The organism is Oscillospiraceae bacterium MB08-C2-2 (assembly GCA_035621215.1).
Lineage (GTDB): Bacteria > Bacillota > Clostridia > Oscillospirales > Ruminococcaceae > WRAV01.
The window spans coordinates 3,124,504-3,139,870 of sequence record CP141729.1 but is presented as its reverse complement, the minus strand read 5'-3'; the positions used below and the strand labels follow the sequence as shown (position 1 = coordinate 3,139,870).

13 protein-coding genes are annotated in these 15,367 nt (G+C 51.0%); 4 read left to right on the top strand and 9 right to left on the bottom strand.

Annotation, left to right across the window (positions count from 1 at the left end; translation table 11 throughout):
• The first annotated feature begins 63 nt into the window (after nt 1–63).
• Nucleotides 64–888: an amidohydrolase family protein gene (locus tag U6B65_14205; protein WRS27458.1), complete on the top strand. Its 825-nt coding sequence runs from the start codon at nt 64–66 to the stop codon at nt 886–888.
• 65 nt (nt 889–953) lie between these two features.
• On the opposite strand, the gene U6B65_14200 is transcribed toward U6B65_14205, so the two are convergent.
• On the bottom strand, nt 954–1,997 hold the full coding sequence (locus U6B65_14200) for an aldose epimerase family protein (protein ID WRS27457.1): 1,044 nt from the start codon (nt 1,995–1,997) through the stop codon (nt 954–956).
• A gap of 414 nt (nt 1,998–2,411) precedes the next feature.
• Here U6B65_14200 and U6B65_14195 point away from each other — a divergent pair, with 414 nt between their 5' ends.
• On the top strand, nt 2,412–3,575 hold the full coding sequence (locus U6B65_14195; protein ID WRS27456.1) for an aminotransferase class I/II-fold pyridoxal phosphate-dependent enzyme: 1,164 nt from the start codon (nt 2,412–2,414) through the stop codon (nt 3,573–3,575).
• Between the two features lie 180 nt (nt 3,576–3,755).
• Here the strand turns inward: U6B65_14195 and tnpA are convergent, their stop codons facing one another.
• Complete coding sequence (gene tnpA, locus U6B65_14190; protein ID WRS27455.1) at nt 3,756–4,226, bottom strand: IS200/IS605 family transposase; 471 nt, start codon at nt 4,224–4,226, stop codon at nt 3,756–3,758.
• Nucleotides 4,227–4,449: 223 nt separating this feature from the next.
• Nucleotides 4,450–4,815, bottom strand: a complete 366-nt coding sequence (locus U6B65_14185; protein ID WRS27454.1) for an OadG family transporter subunit — start codon at nt 4,813–4,815, stop codon at nt 4,450–4,452.
• Nucleotides 4,816–5,220: 405 nt separating this feature from the next.
• Here U6B65_14185 and U6B65_14180 point away from each other — a divergent pair, with 405 nt between their 5' ends.
• Nucleotides 5,221–5,430, top strand: coding sequence for a DUF378 domain-containing protein (locus U6B65_14180; protein WRS27453.1), 210 nt, complete (start codon nt 5,221–5,223; stop codon nt 5,428–5,430).
• 193 nt (nt 5,431–5,623) lie between these two features.
• On the opposite strand, the gene U6B65_14175 is transcribed toward U6B65_14180, so the two are convergent.
• Nucleotides 5,624–6,829, bottom strand: coding sequence for an acetate kinase (locus tag U6B65_14175; protein WRS27452.1), 1,206 nt, complete (start codon nt 6,827–6,829; stop codon nt 5,624–5,626).
• A 547-nt stretch (nt 6,830–7,376) separates the two neighbouring features.
• Between U6B65_14175 and U6B65_14170 the strand changes: the two genes are divergently transcribed.
• Complete coding sequence (locus U6B65_14170; protein ID WRS27451.1) at nt 7,377–8,564, top strand: nucleotidyltransferase family protein; 1,188 nt, start codon at nt 7,377–7,379, stop codon at nt 8,562–8,564.
• A 58-nt stretch (nt 8,565–8,622) separates the two neighbouring features.
• On the opposite strand, the gene U6B65_14165 is transcribed toward U6B65_14170, so the two are convergent.
• From U6B65_14165 to U6B65_14145, 5 genes are all read right to left on the bottom strand, one after another.
• Entirely contained in the window at nt 8,623–9,954 is a 1,332-nt protein-coding gene (locus U6B65_14165; GenBank protein WRS27450.1) for a 2-hydroxyglutaryl-CoA dehydratase, read from the bottom strand.
• Entirely contained in the window at nt 9,947–12,901 is a 2,955-nt protein-coding gene (locus tag U6B65_14160; protein ID WRS27449.1) for an acyl-CoA dehydratase activase, read from the bottom strand. Before U6B65_14160 ends, U6B65_14165 begins: the two co-directional genes overlap by 8 nt.
• Nucleotides 12,902–13,304: 403 nt before the next feature.
• Nucleotides 13,305–13,844 (bottom strand): FumA C-terminus/TtdB family hydratase beta subunit, encoded by a 540-nt coding sequence (locus tag U6B65_14155; protein WRS27448.1) that lies wholly within the window; start codon nt 13,842–13,844, stop codon nt 13,305–13,307.
• 159 nt (nt 13,845–14,003) lie between these two features.
• A complete protein-coding gene (locus U6B65_14150; protein WRS27447.1) occupies nt 14,004–14,834 on the bottom strand; it encodes a hypothetical protein in 831 nt (276 codons plus the stop codon).
• A 38-nt stretch (nt 14,835–14,872) separates the two neighbouring features.
• Complete coding sequence (locus U6B65_14145) at nt 14,873–15,355, bottom strand: ATPase (protein WRS27446.1); 483 nt, start codon at nt 15,353–15,355, stop codon at nt 14,873–14,875.
• Nucleotides 15,356–15,367 lie beyond the last annotated feature (12 nt).

Genomic DNA, 15,367 nt, shown 5'->3' with positions numbered 1-15,367 from the left:
TATGCTGTAAATTTTAAAGGAGCAGGCCGTAAAGCGGCCGGCTCCTTTTTCTAGGAGAGACATATGATACTGGATTTTCACACCCATACATTTCCCGACAGTCTGGCGCCTCGAGCTGTCGCCAAGCTGGAAGCTGCTTCTAACCTCACCGCTTTTACCGATGGCACCCTAAACGGCCTGCTGAATTCCATGAAAGCCTCGGGGATCGATCACAGCGTGATTCTGCCGGTGGTCACCAACCCATTACACACGGAGAACATCAACAATCTGGCGGCGCAAAGCAATTCGCTGCCCGGTATTACCTCCTTTGGCGGCATGCACCCCCGGCTGGAGGGATGGGAGGCAGAACTGAAACGGATTGCAGGCCTTGGCCTTCCCGGTATTAAGCTTCACCCGGATTATCAGACTTGTTTTGCCGATGATCCCGCCATGCTTCCTCTTGTGGATACCGCTTTGGAATTGGGACTTCATGTTCTTTTGCACACCGGCTTTGATAATGGGCGGCCTGAAATCACCCATGGAACACCTCACCGTCTGGCCGCTCTGCTGGATACGTTGGAGGCCAAAAAGCCTTTAGCCCACCGTACCGCTTCGGTGATTTTGGCCCACGGAGGCGGTTATCGTTACTGGGACGATGCAGAGGCCCTGCTGGTGGGCCGGCCAGTTTATTTGGACACCAGCTTTTGCTTGGGCCATATGCCGCAGGAACAGTTTCTGCGCCTACTCCGCCGCCATGGCATCCAGCGCATTCTTTTTGGTACCGATTCCCCTTGGGATGGTCAAGCAGAACAAATCAAGGCCATAACCAGCCTTGGCTTGAATGATGAGGAACTGGCGTGTATTCTCTGGAGAAACGGTGCCGGACTTTTGGGACTAAACGAACAATAAAGACTAACATTAAAAAGGAGAGCTTCCGAAAAAGCTCTCCTTTTACCATAGACTGTATAGGCTGTTTATTCCACAATAAACTTGTAAGAGGTCTGGGTTTCATAGGGGTGGTTCTTATCAAAGAAGGCCTGGGGGGAAAGGTGAGCATACTTCATGAAATTGGTGAAGTATTGAGTTTCCAGGCAGAAGCCCTGATGAGGGACATACTTCACATCATCCTTAAAACGGATGGTAGGATCAATGGCATTGGTGGTATACAACTGGCAGCCCGGCAGATCGGTATATATCTCCATGGTGCGGCCGCTGGCCTCATCACGTGCATAACCAACCTTGCGGTAATCACGCCCGTTGAGCACAAAGTTTACATCATAGCCATTGTTGCCCTTGATCATGTGATGCTCGGAGCGAATGTTCTTGCCAATGGGGGTGGGCTCTCTGAAATCAAAGGGAGTCCCCTCCACACGGCTGATTTCACCGGTGGCAGAGCAGGTATCGTTGGCATGGGTGAAGAAATCGCAATCCATCTGCAAAATCTGGTCATAGATGGGGCCGCTTTCGTGGCCTGCCAGATTGAAATAAGCATGATTGGTCATGTTGATGGGAGTGCGGTGGGTAGCAAGGCCTAAGTAGTGAAGAATCAGCTGGTTGTCATCGGTCAGGGTATATGTAACAGTGGCCAGCACATCACCGGGGAAGAAATCATCGCCGCCTTTATCCAAATAGGTGAAAGCCACGGCATTGTCACCCACTGTGCGGGCATCGAACAGCTGGATGCCATAGTTGTATTTTCCGCTGTGCAGGTTGTTGCCGGCTGCGTTGGCCTCCATGTGGTGAAGTTTGCCCTCAAACTCATAGACTGCGCCCTCTACCCGGTTGGCGTGACGGCCTATGGTTGCGGCGGTGGCGGCACGGTTTGCGAGAAAATCCTCGAGGCAATCCTTGCCCAGCACCACATCGGCCTTCTTGCCGTTTTTATCCGGCACCCAAATATTCTTGATGGTAGCACCAAAATCGATCAACTCAACCTGCATCCAGCCATTATCCAGAATGTAGTTGCTTACCTCTCGCCCATCGGGCATGGTTCCAAAAGGCTTCACAGTAACGCTCACACAACCATCTCCTTATAATTTCAGTTTGTTGTATCTCCCCAGACAGTTGCCGGGGCCTCTGGTCTTCTTGGTTATTATAGCACAAAAATTCTGGGACAAGGGGGTTTTTGCGGAAAACCTGAAATTTTCTTTGCTCCCTAACCCTTGGTTTTGTGTTATAATAACTTTAAGTTGAGCTTTTGGTATAAACAGCATCAAATCGTTTCCTTCCGCACTCATGCCGTGCGGCTGGCACATCCTTTCTCCACGATGAGAAAGGATGCAAAGAATCGCTAAGGGGGCGCTCCCCCTTAGCACCCCCCAGAGCCGAAATTGAGCTAAATGTAACTTTTAGGCTTGGTGCATGGTTATATCCGTCACCATTCTGTCAGAAACTCTGGGTTCACCACATTTACTTATGCAGGAGGCTTTACCATGGAATTTTCCGAGCGTCTGGAGGGGCTTTCCTCCAATATTTTTTTGCAGCTGGAACAGGAAAAACAGCGTATATTGGCTAAGGGTGGCCGGGTATTCAATCTCTCGGTGGGAACCCCGGATCTTCCCCCTGACCGGCATGTTATGGAAACCCTCAGCCGTGAAGCGCTAAACCCTGAAAACTATAAATACGCCATTGTTGATAAGCCGGAGCTGACAACCGCTGTGATCAATTGGTACAAACGCCGGTATAATGTGGAGCTGGAACCGGACGAGCTGATGAGTGTCTATGGCTCGCAGGAAGGGATGGCTCACATCGGCCTTTCTATCTGTGATCCGAGGGACATTTGTCTGGTTCCCGATCCGGGGTATCCTATTTTCAGCTTTGGGCCTTTTCTTTCCGGTGCAAAGCTGGTTAAAATGCCTCTCTTGGAGAAAAACGGCTACCTGATTGATTTTGATGCCATCCCCAGTGCTGTGGCGGATAAAGCCAAGCTGATGGTTGTCTCCTACCCCAACAACCCGGTTACTGCCCGGGCCACCGATGAATTCTATGAGCGCCTTGTGGCCTTTGCCAAGCGGCATGACATTATTGTGCTGCACGACAATGCCTATTCCGAGCTTGTCCTCACCGGTGAGCCGGCGCAATCTTTCCTTTCCTTCCCCGGTGCCAAGGATGTGGGTGTGGAGTTCAATTCCCTTTCCAAAAGCTACAATCTCACTGGGGCACGTATTTCTTTTGCTTTAGGCAATAAAAAGGTGCTGGAAAACTTCCGCAAGCTGCGCTCTCAAATCGATTACGGTATCTTCCCCGCCGTGCAGCTGGCCGCTGTGGCCGCTCTGAACGGCCCCCAGGACATTGTTGCCCGCAACCGGGAAATCTATCGCAGCCGCCAGGATGTGCTGTGTCAGGGGCTACGCAGGGTTGGCTGGGCGGTGCCTGACTGCGACAGCACCATGTTCACATGGTTCCCCCTGCCGGGAGGTGCCACCGATTCCACTGCTTTCAGCGTGGAGCTTTTGCAGAAGACCGGCGTGATGTGTGTGCCGGGCATTACCTTTGGTACATTGGGTGAAGGCTATGTGCGTATGGCATTGGTTCAGCCGGAGGATGTATTGAAGCAGGCCTGCGAGGCCATCGGCAGCAGCGGTATGCTGGGGTAGAAATGCCCGTTCTGTCGCATTTTCCATAGGCCGCATCGGTAAAACAAGTCAAAACCTCCGGCTAAGCCGGAGGCTTGAATAAGCCCTAGAAGGGCACAATACAGACAGTACCCCTAAAGGGGTCCCGAAAGATCTGCCATCCGCATTGCTTTCTCGGGCAACCCCTAAAGGGGTACGTTTTTATGCCTTGGTGTTCTTGCTACCCGTAAACGGGTCAGTGTACTCCTTGAGACTCATCTGATCGGATAGCTCATCTTCCTCCAATTGCTTTTTGATATACTCCTGTATCTGCTTTTTATTCCGCCCTACTGTATCCACATAATACCCTCTTGCCCAGAAATGCCTATTTCCATATTTGTACTTCAAATTTGCATGACGGTCGAATATCATTAAGCTGCTCTTCCCTTTTAGATACCCCATTATCTGCGATACACTAAACTTTGGTGGTATACTGATTAGCATATGGATGTGATCTGGGCATGCGTTCGCTTCTATAATTTCTACCCCTTTTTGATCACACAATTTCCTTAGGATAAACCCTATGTCTGCTTTAATTTCCCGATATATTACTTGTCTCCTGTATTTTGGTGCAAATACTACGTGGTATTGACATCTCCACTTGGTATGTTCTAAACTGTTTATGTCTTTCATTTAAAGACCTCCTCGATTTTTTAGTTAGGTTGGCAGACCTTAACTTTTAATATATCGGGGAGCTTTTTTCTTGTCCATACCTATAAGGTCTTTCTCCACCGGCAAAGCCGGTGGTTCTTAAGCAAAAGAAAAAAACAGGCCTCTGTAAAAGAGACCTGTTTTTATTTTGAAAAATCGGTTCGCATCTCATGCGGTCTGCCCGTGCTTTCAGCGCAGATAAGTATTAGAAGGAGCGTGTATTCTGGCGCATACCAGCCGCACTCCATTCAGAGCGAGCGGCCCGGCCCACAGAAGAAATCCGGGTAATCACAAACGGGTTCTGGGAAGATTCCTGCCCCCAGAGGCAAGCGACAGCCGCTGTAATAGCCGCCACAGTTTCTTCAGAAAAATCTTCTCCCTGTGCGCTCACAGAAGGTGCGGCTGAACCAGAAGCTGCAACAGCTAAAGCGGGCTGCTGAACCTGTGTGCCAGTGCTATCCTTTATCATATTCATAAGCCGCACCAGCAGAAGAACGGTTACCAACATGCCAAAAGCGATAATTACACCAAATACAACCACCGGGTTGCCCATCTGAATTTGATCCACCATACTTTACCTCTCTTTTGCAAAATTGCCCATCGTCCAAGCGTCTGTCAAATGTATTTTTTTGGTTTTTTTCTAAAATTAAGTATACAATAAAATCCAAGCTTTTGCAACAGCAGCTACCACTATTTCGGCAGTATGCAACCAATATTCGACTGTATAATCCCTTTTCAAACGGTCAATACTAAACATGCATTCGTATAAGGGATCGTAAATCGGTTTGGCTTTCCTCATGATTGTAACCCGTTGTTCGATTCGTTATACACAGATGCAGCGGACTTTCGGCAGCAGAGCTGCCCCAATTTTCAAAGGAAATTCTGCCTTTGATTTCCCTATAAAAAAGTCTGTATTTAAACGGACCGGGTGCATGGTAAGGGTATGCCCTTGTCCAGAAGGTTAGGAGTGAATAGAATGCTTGATAAAATTGCCCTTATCCTGGTGATAATCGGCGCAATTAACTGGGGTTTGGTTGGGTTATTTCAATTTGACCTGGTTGCGTTCCTGTTCGGTGGAGCTGGCGCTGTTTTAAGCCGCGTTATTTATACCCTTGTGGCATTGGCCGGTATCTGGGCCATCTCCCTGCTCTTTAAGGACAGCGAAACCTCCAGAATCAGAGAGTAGTCTGCGTTGTAAAGGCAGGGCGGCCCTTGACTGCTGCCCAATAGTACAATTTCCCCGCCGTTGGTGCAAGGGAATAGTATTGCCTTTATCCTGATTCAAAGAAGCAACTTTTTGTCTGAAAGTCAAAAGGAACGAGGTTACAGGAGTTTTTCTGTAACCTCGTTCCTTTTATGCTTATTAAATTTTAAATCAATTAGAGAGCAGAAACAAGAGCGGCTGTATCCTGTGCAATCAACAGCTCCTCGTTGGTAGGAATTACAAAAACCTTTACCGTGGAGCCGGGAGCGGAGATCTCAGCATCAATGCCGTTGGGAACAATGCGGTTGCGCTCTTTATCCATATGGATGCCCATGAATTCAAGCCCCTCGCAAGCAACCTCACGAGTAGTAGCAGAGTTCTCACCGATACCGCCAGTAAAGACAACGGCATCAATACCGCCCATAGCGGCTGCATAAGCACCTATGTATTTCTTAATGCCATAGCGCTGGATATCCAGAGCCAACTGAGCACGGGAATTGCCTGCCTCAGCGGCAACCACCAGATCACGCTGATCGCTGGTAACACCGGAAACACCCAGATAACCGGATTTTTTATTGAGCAGGTCATTCATCTGCTGGTAATTGAGGTTTTCCTTCTCCATCAAGAAAGTGACAACAGAAGGATCAATGCTGCCGCAGCGGGTTCCCATAATCAGGCCGTCCAAAGGAGTAAAGCCCATGGTAGTATCCACCGATTTGCCGCCATCCACAGCCGTGATGGAGGAACCATTTCCCAAATGGCAGGTTACAATTTTCAGATCCTGCAAGGGTTTGCCCATAAATTTAGCCAGCCGTGCGCTGACAAAGCGATGACTGGTTCCATGGAAGCCATAGCGGCGAATATGATGTTTTTTATACATCTCATAAGGGATAGGGAACATATAGGCCTTGGGGGGGATAGTCTGATGGAAGGAAGTATCAAAGACCACCACTTGGGGAACGCTCTTAGGCAGAACGGCCTGGCAGGCACGAATTGCCATTACATGTGCGGGATTGTGCAGAGGAGCCAATGCGCCCAGCTCTTCCAGATCACTGAGAATTTCAGGTGTAACCATCACCGAGGAGCTGTATTTTTCGCCGCCCTGCACAACCCTGTGACCCACAGCCGAAATCTCGGAAGGATCAGCAATAACCGCCTCATCGCCGGAAACCAGCAGACGAAGCAGTTCCTGAAATGCCTCTGCATGTGTGGGGAAGCTGCACTCGTGGGAATCTACATGTCCCTTGTGCGTTTTGTGAGTAATCAGGCCATCCAGGCCGATTTTTTCACAGTTACCCTTGGCTAACACTTTTTCCCCGTCCATATCAATTAATTGATATTTCAGAGAGGAACTCCCTGCGTTTATGACTAGTACTTTCATCGTTTGTAATTAAGCCTCCTACTGTTTTTCTGGGCCGCCCTTGACACACCCCAGCTCATTCGATATGCTAACAATATACAATAAAACGTAAAGAAATTCAAGTATTTATGCTCATTATTGACGATGGGAGCTTTTGGATCGACCTATATTTCTAAAATTCGACACGCTCTCGTCCTTTTGACAATTACTGAGTCTGTTTTCTGTGCATTTTGTGGCTGAAAGTGCCTGGTTTTTAACCTATAGAGAAGAACAAAGTTGGTTTTCCAGAAAATTCTCCCTCCCATTCTAACCGTTTTTAGGCCCCTGCTAAATAAAATATCGGTTGTTAAGGTTCAAAACACAGCTTTTAATTAATATAATGTCCACTGAGCAAATGCATTGAATGACTGTCGCTTGGATTGGGGACACATGCCGCAAACCTTTGCACCTGAACAAACCAAAAACACGTTGGAAGTATTGATTTGAGTGGTTTTTTGGTTTGCTCAGCGGCTATGATATAAATGCATACTCTTGCAAAAACCTTTGAAAATACAGGGAGGAACCGTTTTTGAAAATATGCGGTGTAGTGGCAGAATTCAACCCTCTGCACAATGGTCATCAGTTTTTGCTGCATTCTCTGCGCCGCAGCGGAGCCACCCACATGGTGGCCGTGATGAGCGGCAATTTTGTTCAGCGGGGGGAGCCTGCCTTTGCGGAAAAGCATCTAAGAACCGCTTGGGCACTGGCTTGCGGCTGTGATCTGGTGCTGGAGCTCCCTCTGCCTTATGCCATGGCAACAGCACAGCGATTTGCCTTTGGCGCAATGGGTATCCTCCACAGTCTGGGGTGTGTGGATATGCTGGGCTTTGGCAGTGAGGCGGGAGACAGCCAGCCTTTGTATGCACTGGCCCGCCTTTTGCAGAAGCCGGATGTTTCAGCGCTGATTCGAGAAAAAATGGCAGAAAAAATCACCTACGCCAAAGCCCGCCAAATGGCCGTGGAGCAGGTGGCCGGCCCGGAATTGGCGGCGCTCCTTTCCCATCCCAACAACACCCTCGGTTTGGAATACATCGGGCAGGCTCTGGCACTGGGCTGGAATCCGCAGGTTGTCACCATCCGCCGGGAGGGCGCAGCCCATGACAGCCACATACCCCATGGTGGGATGCCTTCTGCCTCCTTTATCCGCAGCACTTATGCCGATGCCAAGGCCTTGGAAGGGTTGGTTCCCCCGGAAGCTCTGCCTCTTTACAGCCAGTATGCCCAGCTGCTGCCCGGGCGGCTGGAAAAGCTGGAAACCGCTATCCTCAGCTATCTGCGCCGCTTGCCCCCTGACCGGCTGGCCGCTCTCCCCGATCTTTCCGAAGGGCTTGAAAACCGGCTGGCCATCGCTATTGGTAAAGCCGGGTCGTTGGAGGAGCTATACTTTGGGGTGAAAACCAAACGGTATACACTGGCCCGGATACGCCGCTTAGTGCTTTCTGCGTTTCTGGAAATTGAAAGCGGCTTTTGCCGCCAGCCGCCGCCTTATCTGCGGGTATTGGGTATGAACAGTGCCGGGAGGGAGATTCTTTCCCGGGCTAAGAAAACCGCTTCTCTCCCCCTTTCGGTTAGCCTTGCACGGCTGGAAAGCCTCGGGGGCTATGCCGGCCAGCTTGCCCGGCTGGAAGCGGCTTCAACCGATCAGTATGCGTTGTGCCTGCCCCAGCCCCTGCCCTGCGGGTGGGATTACCGGGCTCCGGCTGTAATCGTAAAATAAACGAAAAGGACTGTGCTTCCAAACTGCACAGTCCTTTTTACACTATGAGGCTTTCCTTTTAGGCCAGCACTTTTTCCTTCTCTTTCTTTTCCTCTGCGGCAGGCTCGGGAACCCTCTGGTATTCCAGCGTAGGCTCTTGAATATGAGTAAGCCCCTGTGCCATTTTTGCATTGGCAAGCATCAGCTTAATTCGATTCTCCTGATTGATGCGGCTGGCTCCGGGATCGTAATCCACCGCCACAATGTTGGCCATGGGGTAGGCATCCTTGATTTTGCGAATCATGCCCTTGGCCACAATGTGGTTGGGCAAACACCCAAAGGGCTGTGCGGTAACAATGTTGTTAACACCGCTGTGAATCAGCTCCAGCATTTCGGCGGTGAGCAGCCAGCCCTCCCCCATCTTAACACCGTGGCCGATATAGCCTTCGTTCATTTTCACCACCCGGGCAAAATCCGCAGGCGGGTTGAAGGCTCCATGATCGGCGATCACCTTGATCATTTCACGCTGCTTGGAAACCAAATAACCAGCTATAGGCTTGGAGAGGCTTCCACGCAATTTTCCCATTCCATAAAGGTTTTTGTCGAATATTCCGTTATACACACAGTATAATATAAAATCCAACAACCCGGAGTTGACCACCTCGGCCCCTTCCGAAACCAAATATTTTTCAAGATCGTTGTTGCCCAAGGGAGCATATTTCAGGTAAATCTCCCCGACAATACCCACTTTGATTTTCTCGGTTTTATCCAGCGGTATAGATGCAAAATCTCGCAGAATAGCCCGGTAATTTTTCTTGAGGCGAACAAACCCCGGCCCTTCCATCTGGTGGAGCAGGGAGTCGGTCCATTTTTCCAGCACCTTTTGTGTATCGCCCTTATGGCGCTCATAGGGCAGGCACTGGTTGGCGAGGCACATCATGAAATCGCCGTAAAGCAGGCTGAATATCATTTTAATCAGCACCTTGGTGCTCAACTGAAAGCCGCTGGTTTTCTCAAGCCCCGAAAAGTTCAGAGAAATCACCGGAACATGACCAAGACCGCTTTTCACCAACGCCTTGCGCAGAAGAAATATGTAGTTGGAAGCCCGGCAGCCTCCCCCGGTCTGGCTGATTAGCAGTGCCGTTTTGTTGACATCGTATTTTCCGCTTTTCAGTGCATCGATAAACTGGCCAATGACCAGCAGTGCGGGATAGCAGGTATCGTTGTGGACATTTTTAAGCCCTTCATCCACAATATTGCGGTGATCCGTTTTGAGGATTTCCACCTTATAGCCATCCTGACAAAGCACCTTGCCGATAAAATCGAAGTGGATGGGCAGCATGTTCGGCACCAGAATGGTATGAGTTGCTTTCATTTCTTTTGTAAAGGGAACCACCTTCACATCATCCATTGGTATAATCCGCCTCCTCTCGTTCCAGCATTGCGGCTTGCAGGCTTCGCAGCCGAATTTTAGCCGCACCCAAATTGCTAATTTCGTCTATTTTCAACTGTGTGTATAGTTTCCCGTTTTTCCTCAGGATATCCCGAACCTCGTCGGAAGTCACCGCATCCAGCCCGCAGCCAAAAGAAACAAGCTGAATCATTTCCATATTTTTCTGCTTAATGACAAAGTCAGCGGCGTTGTACATCCGGGCGTGGTAGGTCCATTGGTTGAGCACATTATGGCCCCGCTTTTTCTCCAAGGGGCTTACACAATCCTCGGTGACCAAAACAAAACCCAAAGTGCCCAGCAGCTTATCGATACCGTGATTGATTTCCGGGTCAATGTGATAAGGGCGACCGGCCAGCACAATTACACTATTCCCATGGGTACGGGCATATACCAGTGCCTTTCGGCCCTCTTCCACCACATCCATGTGGTATTTTTCATAGGCCTTGTAGGCTTTTTCTGCCGCCGCCTTGACTTCCCGGCGGTTCAGGTTGGGAATTTCCTCTTTGAGCAGTTCAAAAATACGTTTTACAAAAAAGCCCTTGTCGCCCAAGCTGATGTGGGGATAAAGGAATTTTGTCTCGGAAAGCCGGGTCATATTGGCCTGCAAAAGCTCGGGATAATAGGCCACCACCGGGCAGTTGTAGCAGTTATCCGAAATGCCCTCGTCAAAATTATAAGTCATACAGGGGTAGAAGATCAAGTCGACTCCCTGATCCAGCAAATCCTCCATATGCCCATGAACCAGCTTGGCAGGATAGCAAACTGTATCCGAAGGGATGGTATGCTGCCCCTTCATATACAGCTCCCGGGAGGAACGGCTTGAAATCACCACCTCACAGCCCAGCTGGGTGAAAAAGGTGTTCCAAAAAGGCAGGAGATCGTAAAAGTTCAGTGCCATGGGCAGACCCACCCGCAGGCGGTCACCGCCCCTGCCATCCAGAGCGTGCAGGTAATTGTATTTAAACTCCACCATATTGGGCAGGCTGCTGGCCACAGAGGCTCCCGCCCCCTTCTCGCACTTGTTGCCGGAAATAAACCGCTTGCCGCCGGGGAAAGTATTGACTGTCAGGCTGCATTTGTTGGTGCAGCGCTTGCAGGTGGCGGTTACAGAAGTATGGGTAAAGCCTTGCAGCTCTTCGGGGGAAATCAAAGTGCTGGGGCGAGCGGTATGGGCCCGGGCATAAAGGGCCGCACCATAGGCACCCATCAGTTCGGAAATGGAAAGACGGATTACCGGGCGGCCAAGCTCCACCTCAAAGCTGCGAAGCACCGCATCGTTGAGGAAGGTTCCCCCCTGCACCACCACATTTTTGCCCAAATCCTCGGCGCTTTTGGCCCGAATCACCTTGTAGACCACATTCTTGATAACACTGATGGCAAGGCCGGCAGAGATATCTTCCACGCTGGCTCCGTCTTTTTGGGCTTGTTTCACCGAAGAGTTCATAAAGACGGTACACCGGCTGCCCAAATCCACTGGCGCACGGGAACGGGTTGCCAGCTCTGCAAACTCTGCAATGGAATAGCCCATGGATTTGGCAAAGGTCTCGATAAAGGAGCCGCACCCGGAGGAGCAGGCTTCGTTGAGGATAACCTCATCCACTGTGCCATCCCGGATGGTGAAGCACTTGATATCCTGCCCGCCGATGTCGATAATAAAATCCACTTCTGGGTCAAAATGCTTGGCAGCTGTATAGTGAGCCATGGTTTCCACCAGACCGTGGTCAATGGAAAAGGCGTTTTTCATCAGCTCTTCGCCGTAACCGGTGACAGCACACCCGGCAATCTCAATGCGGTCGCCGCAAAGGGCATATATTTTTTCCAGCTGCCCCTTGACCACCGGCAGAGGGTTTCCGCCGTTGGAAACATAGTGGCGGTATAAAAGCTGCCCCTGTGCATCAATCAATGCCAGTTTGGTTGTGGTGCTGCCCGCATCAATGCCCAGATAAGCCTTACCGGTGTAGGCTTCGATTGGCTGTTCCGCCACCGTCATAGAGGCGTGGCGCTCCTTAAAGGCCCGGTATTCCTCCCCGTTGGCAAACAGGGGCGGCAGGATATGAATATCCCCCACCGAATCCCCCATGGATTCCAGCTTGCCGAGAAGCTCTTCAAAGGTCATGAGGCGGTCAGCTCCCAAGCCTCCTGCATAATAGGCACTGCCCAAGGCCACAAAATAAGGGGCAAGAGCCGGGAAAATGGCGTTTTTCACCGTCAGATTCAGGGTTTTCACAAAGCGATCCTGAAGGCCTTTAAGAAAGGAGAGCGGGCCGCCGAGGAACAGAATGTTCCCCTCAATGGGTCTGCCCTGTGCCAGACCGGTAATGGTCTGATCCACCACCGCCTGAAAGATACTGGCCGCCAAATCCTCTTTTTTTGCTCCCTGATTCAGCAGGGGCTGTATGTCCGACTTGGCAAACACCCCACACCGGGAGGCAATGGGATAAATCTTTTCGCTGTGCAGGCTCAGGCGGTCCAGCTCCTGCACACTCACATCCAGCAGGGTAGCCATTTGGTCGATAAAAGCGCCGGTTCCGCCGGCACAGGTGCCGTTCATCCGCTCCTCCACCACATCACCCAAGAAGATGATCTTGGCATCTTCTCCACCCAACTCGATGACTACATCGGTTTGAGGAATCAGCTGCCGCACCGCCCCGGCCGCTGCAAAAACCTCCTGCACAAACTCAAGACCGCAGCTTTTGGCAATACCCAGCCCGGCCGAGCCGGTCACCGCCACCTTGAGGGCTTTTCCCTCAAGAAGCTCGCTCAGGGAATGCAAATGCTCCACCGTCATTTCTCTCACCTTAGAGAAGTGCCGCTGGTAGCTTTTTTCAACAATCTCGTTTTTTTCGTTGAGTACCACCGTTTTCAGCGTGGTGGAGCCAACGTCTATGCCCAGAGTATAATACATGGTTTCACCAAATTTTCTTTATAGTAGAATTCGCATCAAACAGTCATAGCAGTTTGACACAACAGCCCCCAAGAGCTACCATGCGGTGCGGATGCACCTGCATGAATTCGTCCTTCATAGTCATTTGGAACCTGTTTTATGTGCAAATGACTATATACTGCACGCTTTCAAATACACAGTGTGCTGAAAGCTGCAATTTTCTGCTCTCCCTATATATGTATGACCCGCTTTTGGATATCAGTATATCCCGAGCTGTCCCCCCGAAAAAGATAGAGAGCAAATTGATACACCTCTATTTTAAGGCATATCCCACAAGAATTCATTGCATATTTGTGAACAAAGACAATTTGAAATTTAACGATTATAAAAAAATGCCTGCCGAGGGCACTCCTCACCAGACATTTCAGCCTCGATCAAATATACTTTTCCCCCGGGAATCCACCCCGACAATCAGAGGTAAATCCCGCACTGTAAGCCGTTTTATCGATTCACAGCCCAAGTCTTCGTAATCCACCACACAGCAATCCTTCACGCAGCTGGCCACCAGTGCACCGGCACCGCCCAGCGCACAGAGGTAAATTCCGCCATTGCGCACAATGGCTTCCACCACCTGGGGGGAACGCACCCCTTTGCCAATGGTTGCCACAAGGCCCAAATCCATAAGCCGGGGGGTGAAGCCATCCATCCGGCCGGAGGTGGTGGGGCCGCAGGAACCGATGACCCGCCCCGGTTGAGTGGGGGTAGGCCCGGCATAATAGATAACAGAATCTCTCAGTTCAAAGGGCAGGGGCCTGCCCTGCTCCAGAGCCTGAAACATGCGTCCGTGAGCCGCATCCCGGGCGGTATAAACCACGCCGGAAAGCAATATTTTATCACAGGCCGAAAGCTGAGGAATTTTCGCCCTCAGCTCTGAGACCTCAATCCGTGATTCTATCGGAACCACCCGCCTATCCAATGTGTCAATGCATTTTTGATGCCCGCCGGAGAATCAATGGGCCCCCAATCCCGCTTGGATTTGCGCTTGGATCGGATTGCCTCCGCTGCCCGGGCCTGCGGGTTTTTCTCCCGCCTGAAAGTCTCCCCGCCGCTTAGCGAAGGGCCTTTATTCGTCTGCGGCCACGCGAAAAAAATGCTCCTCATGTTCCGGGTAATCAGGGGACTGCTCATCTTCTGGGGTTTCCAGCTCCTCTTCCACAACGAGGGCGGGGGCAGTTTCACGCAGGCAGCTTTCTTCAAGAGAGCTTTCAGCCTCCTGTACCAGCTCATCCACAAGCTCCACCTGCTCGGTCATGGTGCTGATGGATTCGGTGAGCGCCGCCTTAATGCCTTTAATCTGATCATGCAGGCTGTTGAACTGGCGGTAAATCCCCGTGAGAGAGACATTGGCCTCCTCCATAAGGGTATCCGCCCGCTGTTGTGCCTCCTGCACGGTTTCCTCCGCCTTTTCATGAGCAGCGGCAATAATTTGATCCGACTTGGTGGTGGCATCCATCAGCAGGCTGCCGATTTGCAGCTTGGCCGCTTCCACATCGGCACTGGATTTTTCCAGCTCCCGAATTCGCTGGGCCATTTCCACCTGACGGTTCTGCGCCTCGGAAACCTGCCGCTCCCGGGCGGCCAGCATTTCCTTCTGGCGATCCTGATCCTGTGTCAGCTTGGCGATGCTCTCGTTCATTTCCATGACACGGGCTTTTTCGCCGGTCAGCTCAGAGGAGGTCTGCTCCACATGGGTTTCCAGAGTACGGATACGGCTATCCGCCAGCCCAAGCTGCTGCTGGAGCGCATCCCGCTCCTGAAGCAGCTCCTCAATCCGGTGGTTCAGGCCTTCCTGTTCGCTCTGGGATTGGGAGGTCAATTCATAAATATAGGTCATAACCTCTTTTTTGTCGAAGCCGCCGAAAGCGCTGTTCTTAAAAATCACTTGATTATCCATAATAAAGGCTCCTTCTCACACAGTGTGGTGGGCTTTTCTCAGCCCTGACCGCCTTGCTTGGGCGGTGAGGTGCGGTTGGCGTTGCGCAGTGCCTGCCGGGTGCTTTTTAGTTCGCTGAGAGCTTTAACCATCGATTCCTCGGTAACCCGCAGGATATCGTCGGAAAACTCCTGAGCCGCTGTACGCATTTCACGGGCCTTAACCTGTGTTTGGGTCTGAATATCCGCCGCTCTTGCCTGTGCCTGCTTCACCACTTCTTCTTGGGTAATCAGGCTCTTGGCTCTTTCTTCTGCTTTGCGGATAATCCCCTCGCCCTCACGGCGGGCCACATTCAGAATCTCGCTGCGGTCATCCACAATGGAGCGGGCCTGCTTGATTTCGGTGGGCAGATTGATGCGGATATCATCGATCAAATCCCGCACCTTTTCGGCATCCACCACGCACCGGCCGCCAGAAAGGGGCAGGCTCCAAGCCTTATCCAGCAGTTCATCCAGTGTATCCAATACTTCTTCAATATTCATGGCAGTTAATCC

Excerpts from the sequence above, each read along its gene's own strand:
- U6B65_14150 (WRS27447.1), bottom strand. The coding sequence starts at position 14,834 with ATGGATAATCAAGTGATTTTTAAGAACAGCGCTTTCGGCGGCTTCGAC.
- U6B65_14180 (WRS27453.1), top strand. The coding sequence starts at position 5,221 with ATGCTTGATAAAATTGCCCTTATCCTGGTGATAATCGGCGCAATTAAC.
- U6B65_14145 (WRS27446.1), bottom strand. The coding sequence starts at position 15,355 with ATGAATATTGAAGAAGTATTGGATACACTGGATGAACTGCTGGATAAG.
- U6B65_14195 (WRS27456.1), top strand. The coding sequence starts at position 2,412 with ATGGAATTTTCCGAGCGTCTGGAGGGGCTTTCCTCCAATATTTTTTTG.
- U6B65_14165 (WRS27450.1), bottom strand. The coding sequence starts at position 9,954 with ATGGATGATGTGAAGGTGGTTCCCTTTACAAAAGAAATGAAAGCAACT.
- tnpA (WRS27455.1), bottom strand. The coding sequence starts at position 4,226 with ATGAAAGACATAAACAGTTTAGAACATACCAAGTGGAGATGTCAATAC.
- U6B65_14160 (WRS27449.1), bottom strand. The coding sequence starts at position 12,901 with ATGTATTATACTCTGGGCATAGACGTTGGCTCCACCACGCTGAAAACG.
- U6B65_14175 (WRS27452.1), bottom strand. The coding sequence starts at position 6,829 with ATGAAAGTACTAGTCATAAACGCAGGGAGTTCCTCTCTGAAATATCAA.
- U6B65_14185 (WRS27454.1), bottom strand. The coding sequence starts at position 4,815 with ATGGTGGATCAAATTCAGATGGGCAACCCGGTGGTTGTATTTGGTGTA.
- U6B65_14205 (WRS27458.1), top strand. The coding sequence starts at position 64 with ATGATACTGGATTTTCACACCCATACATTTCCCGACAGTCTGGCGCCT.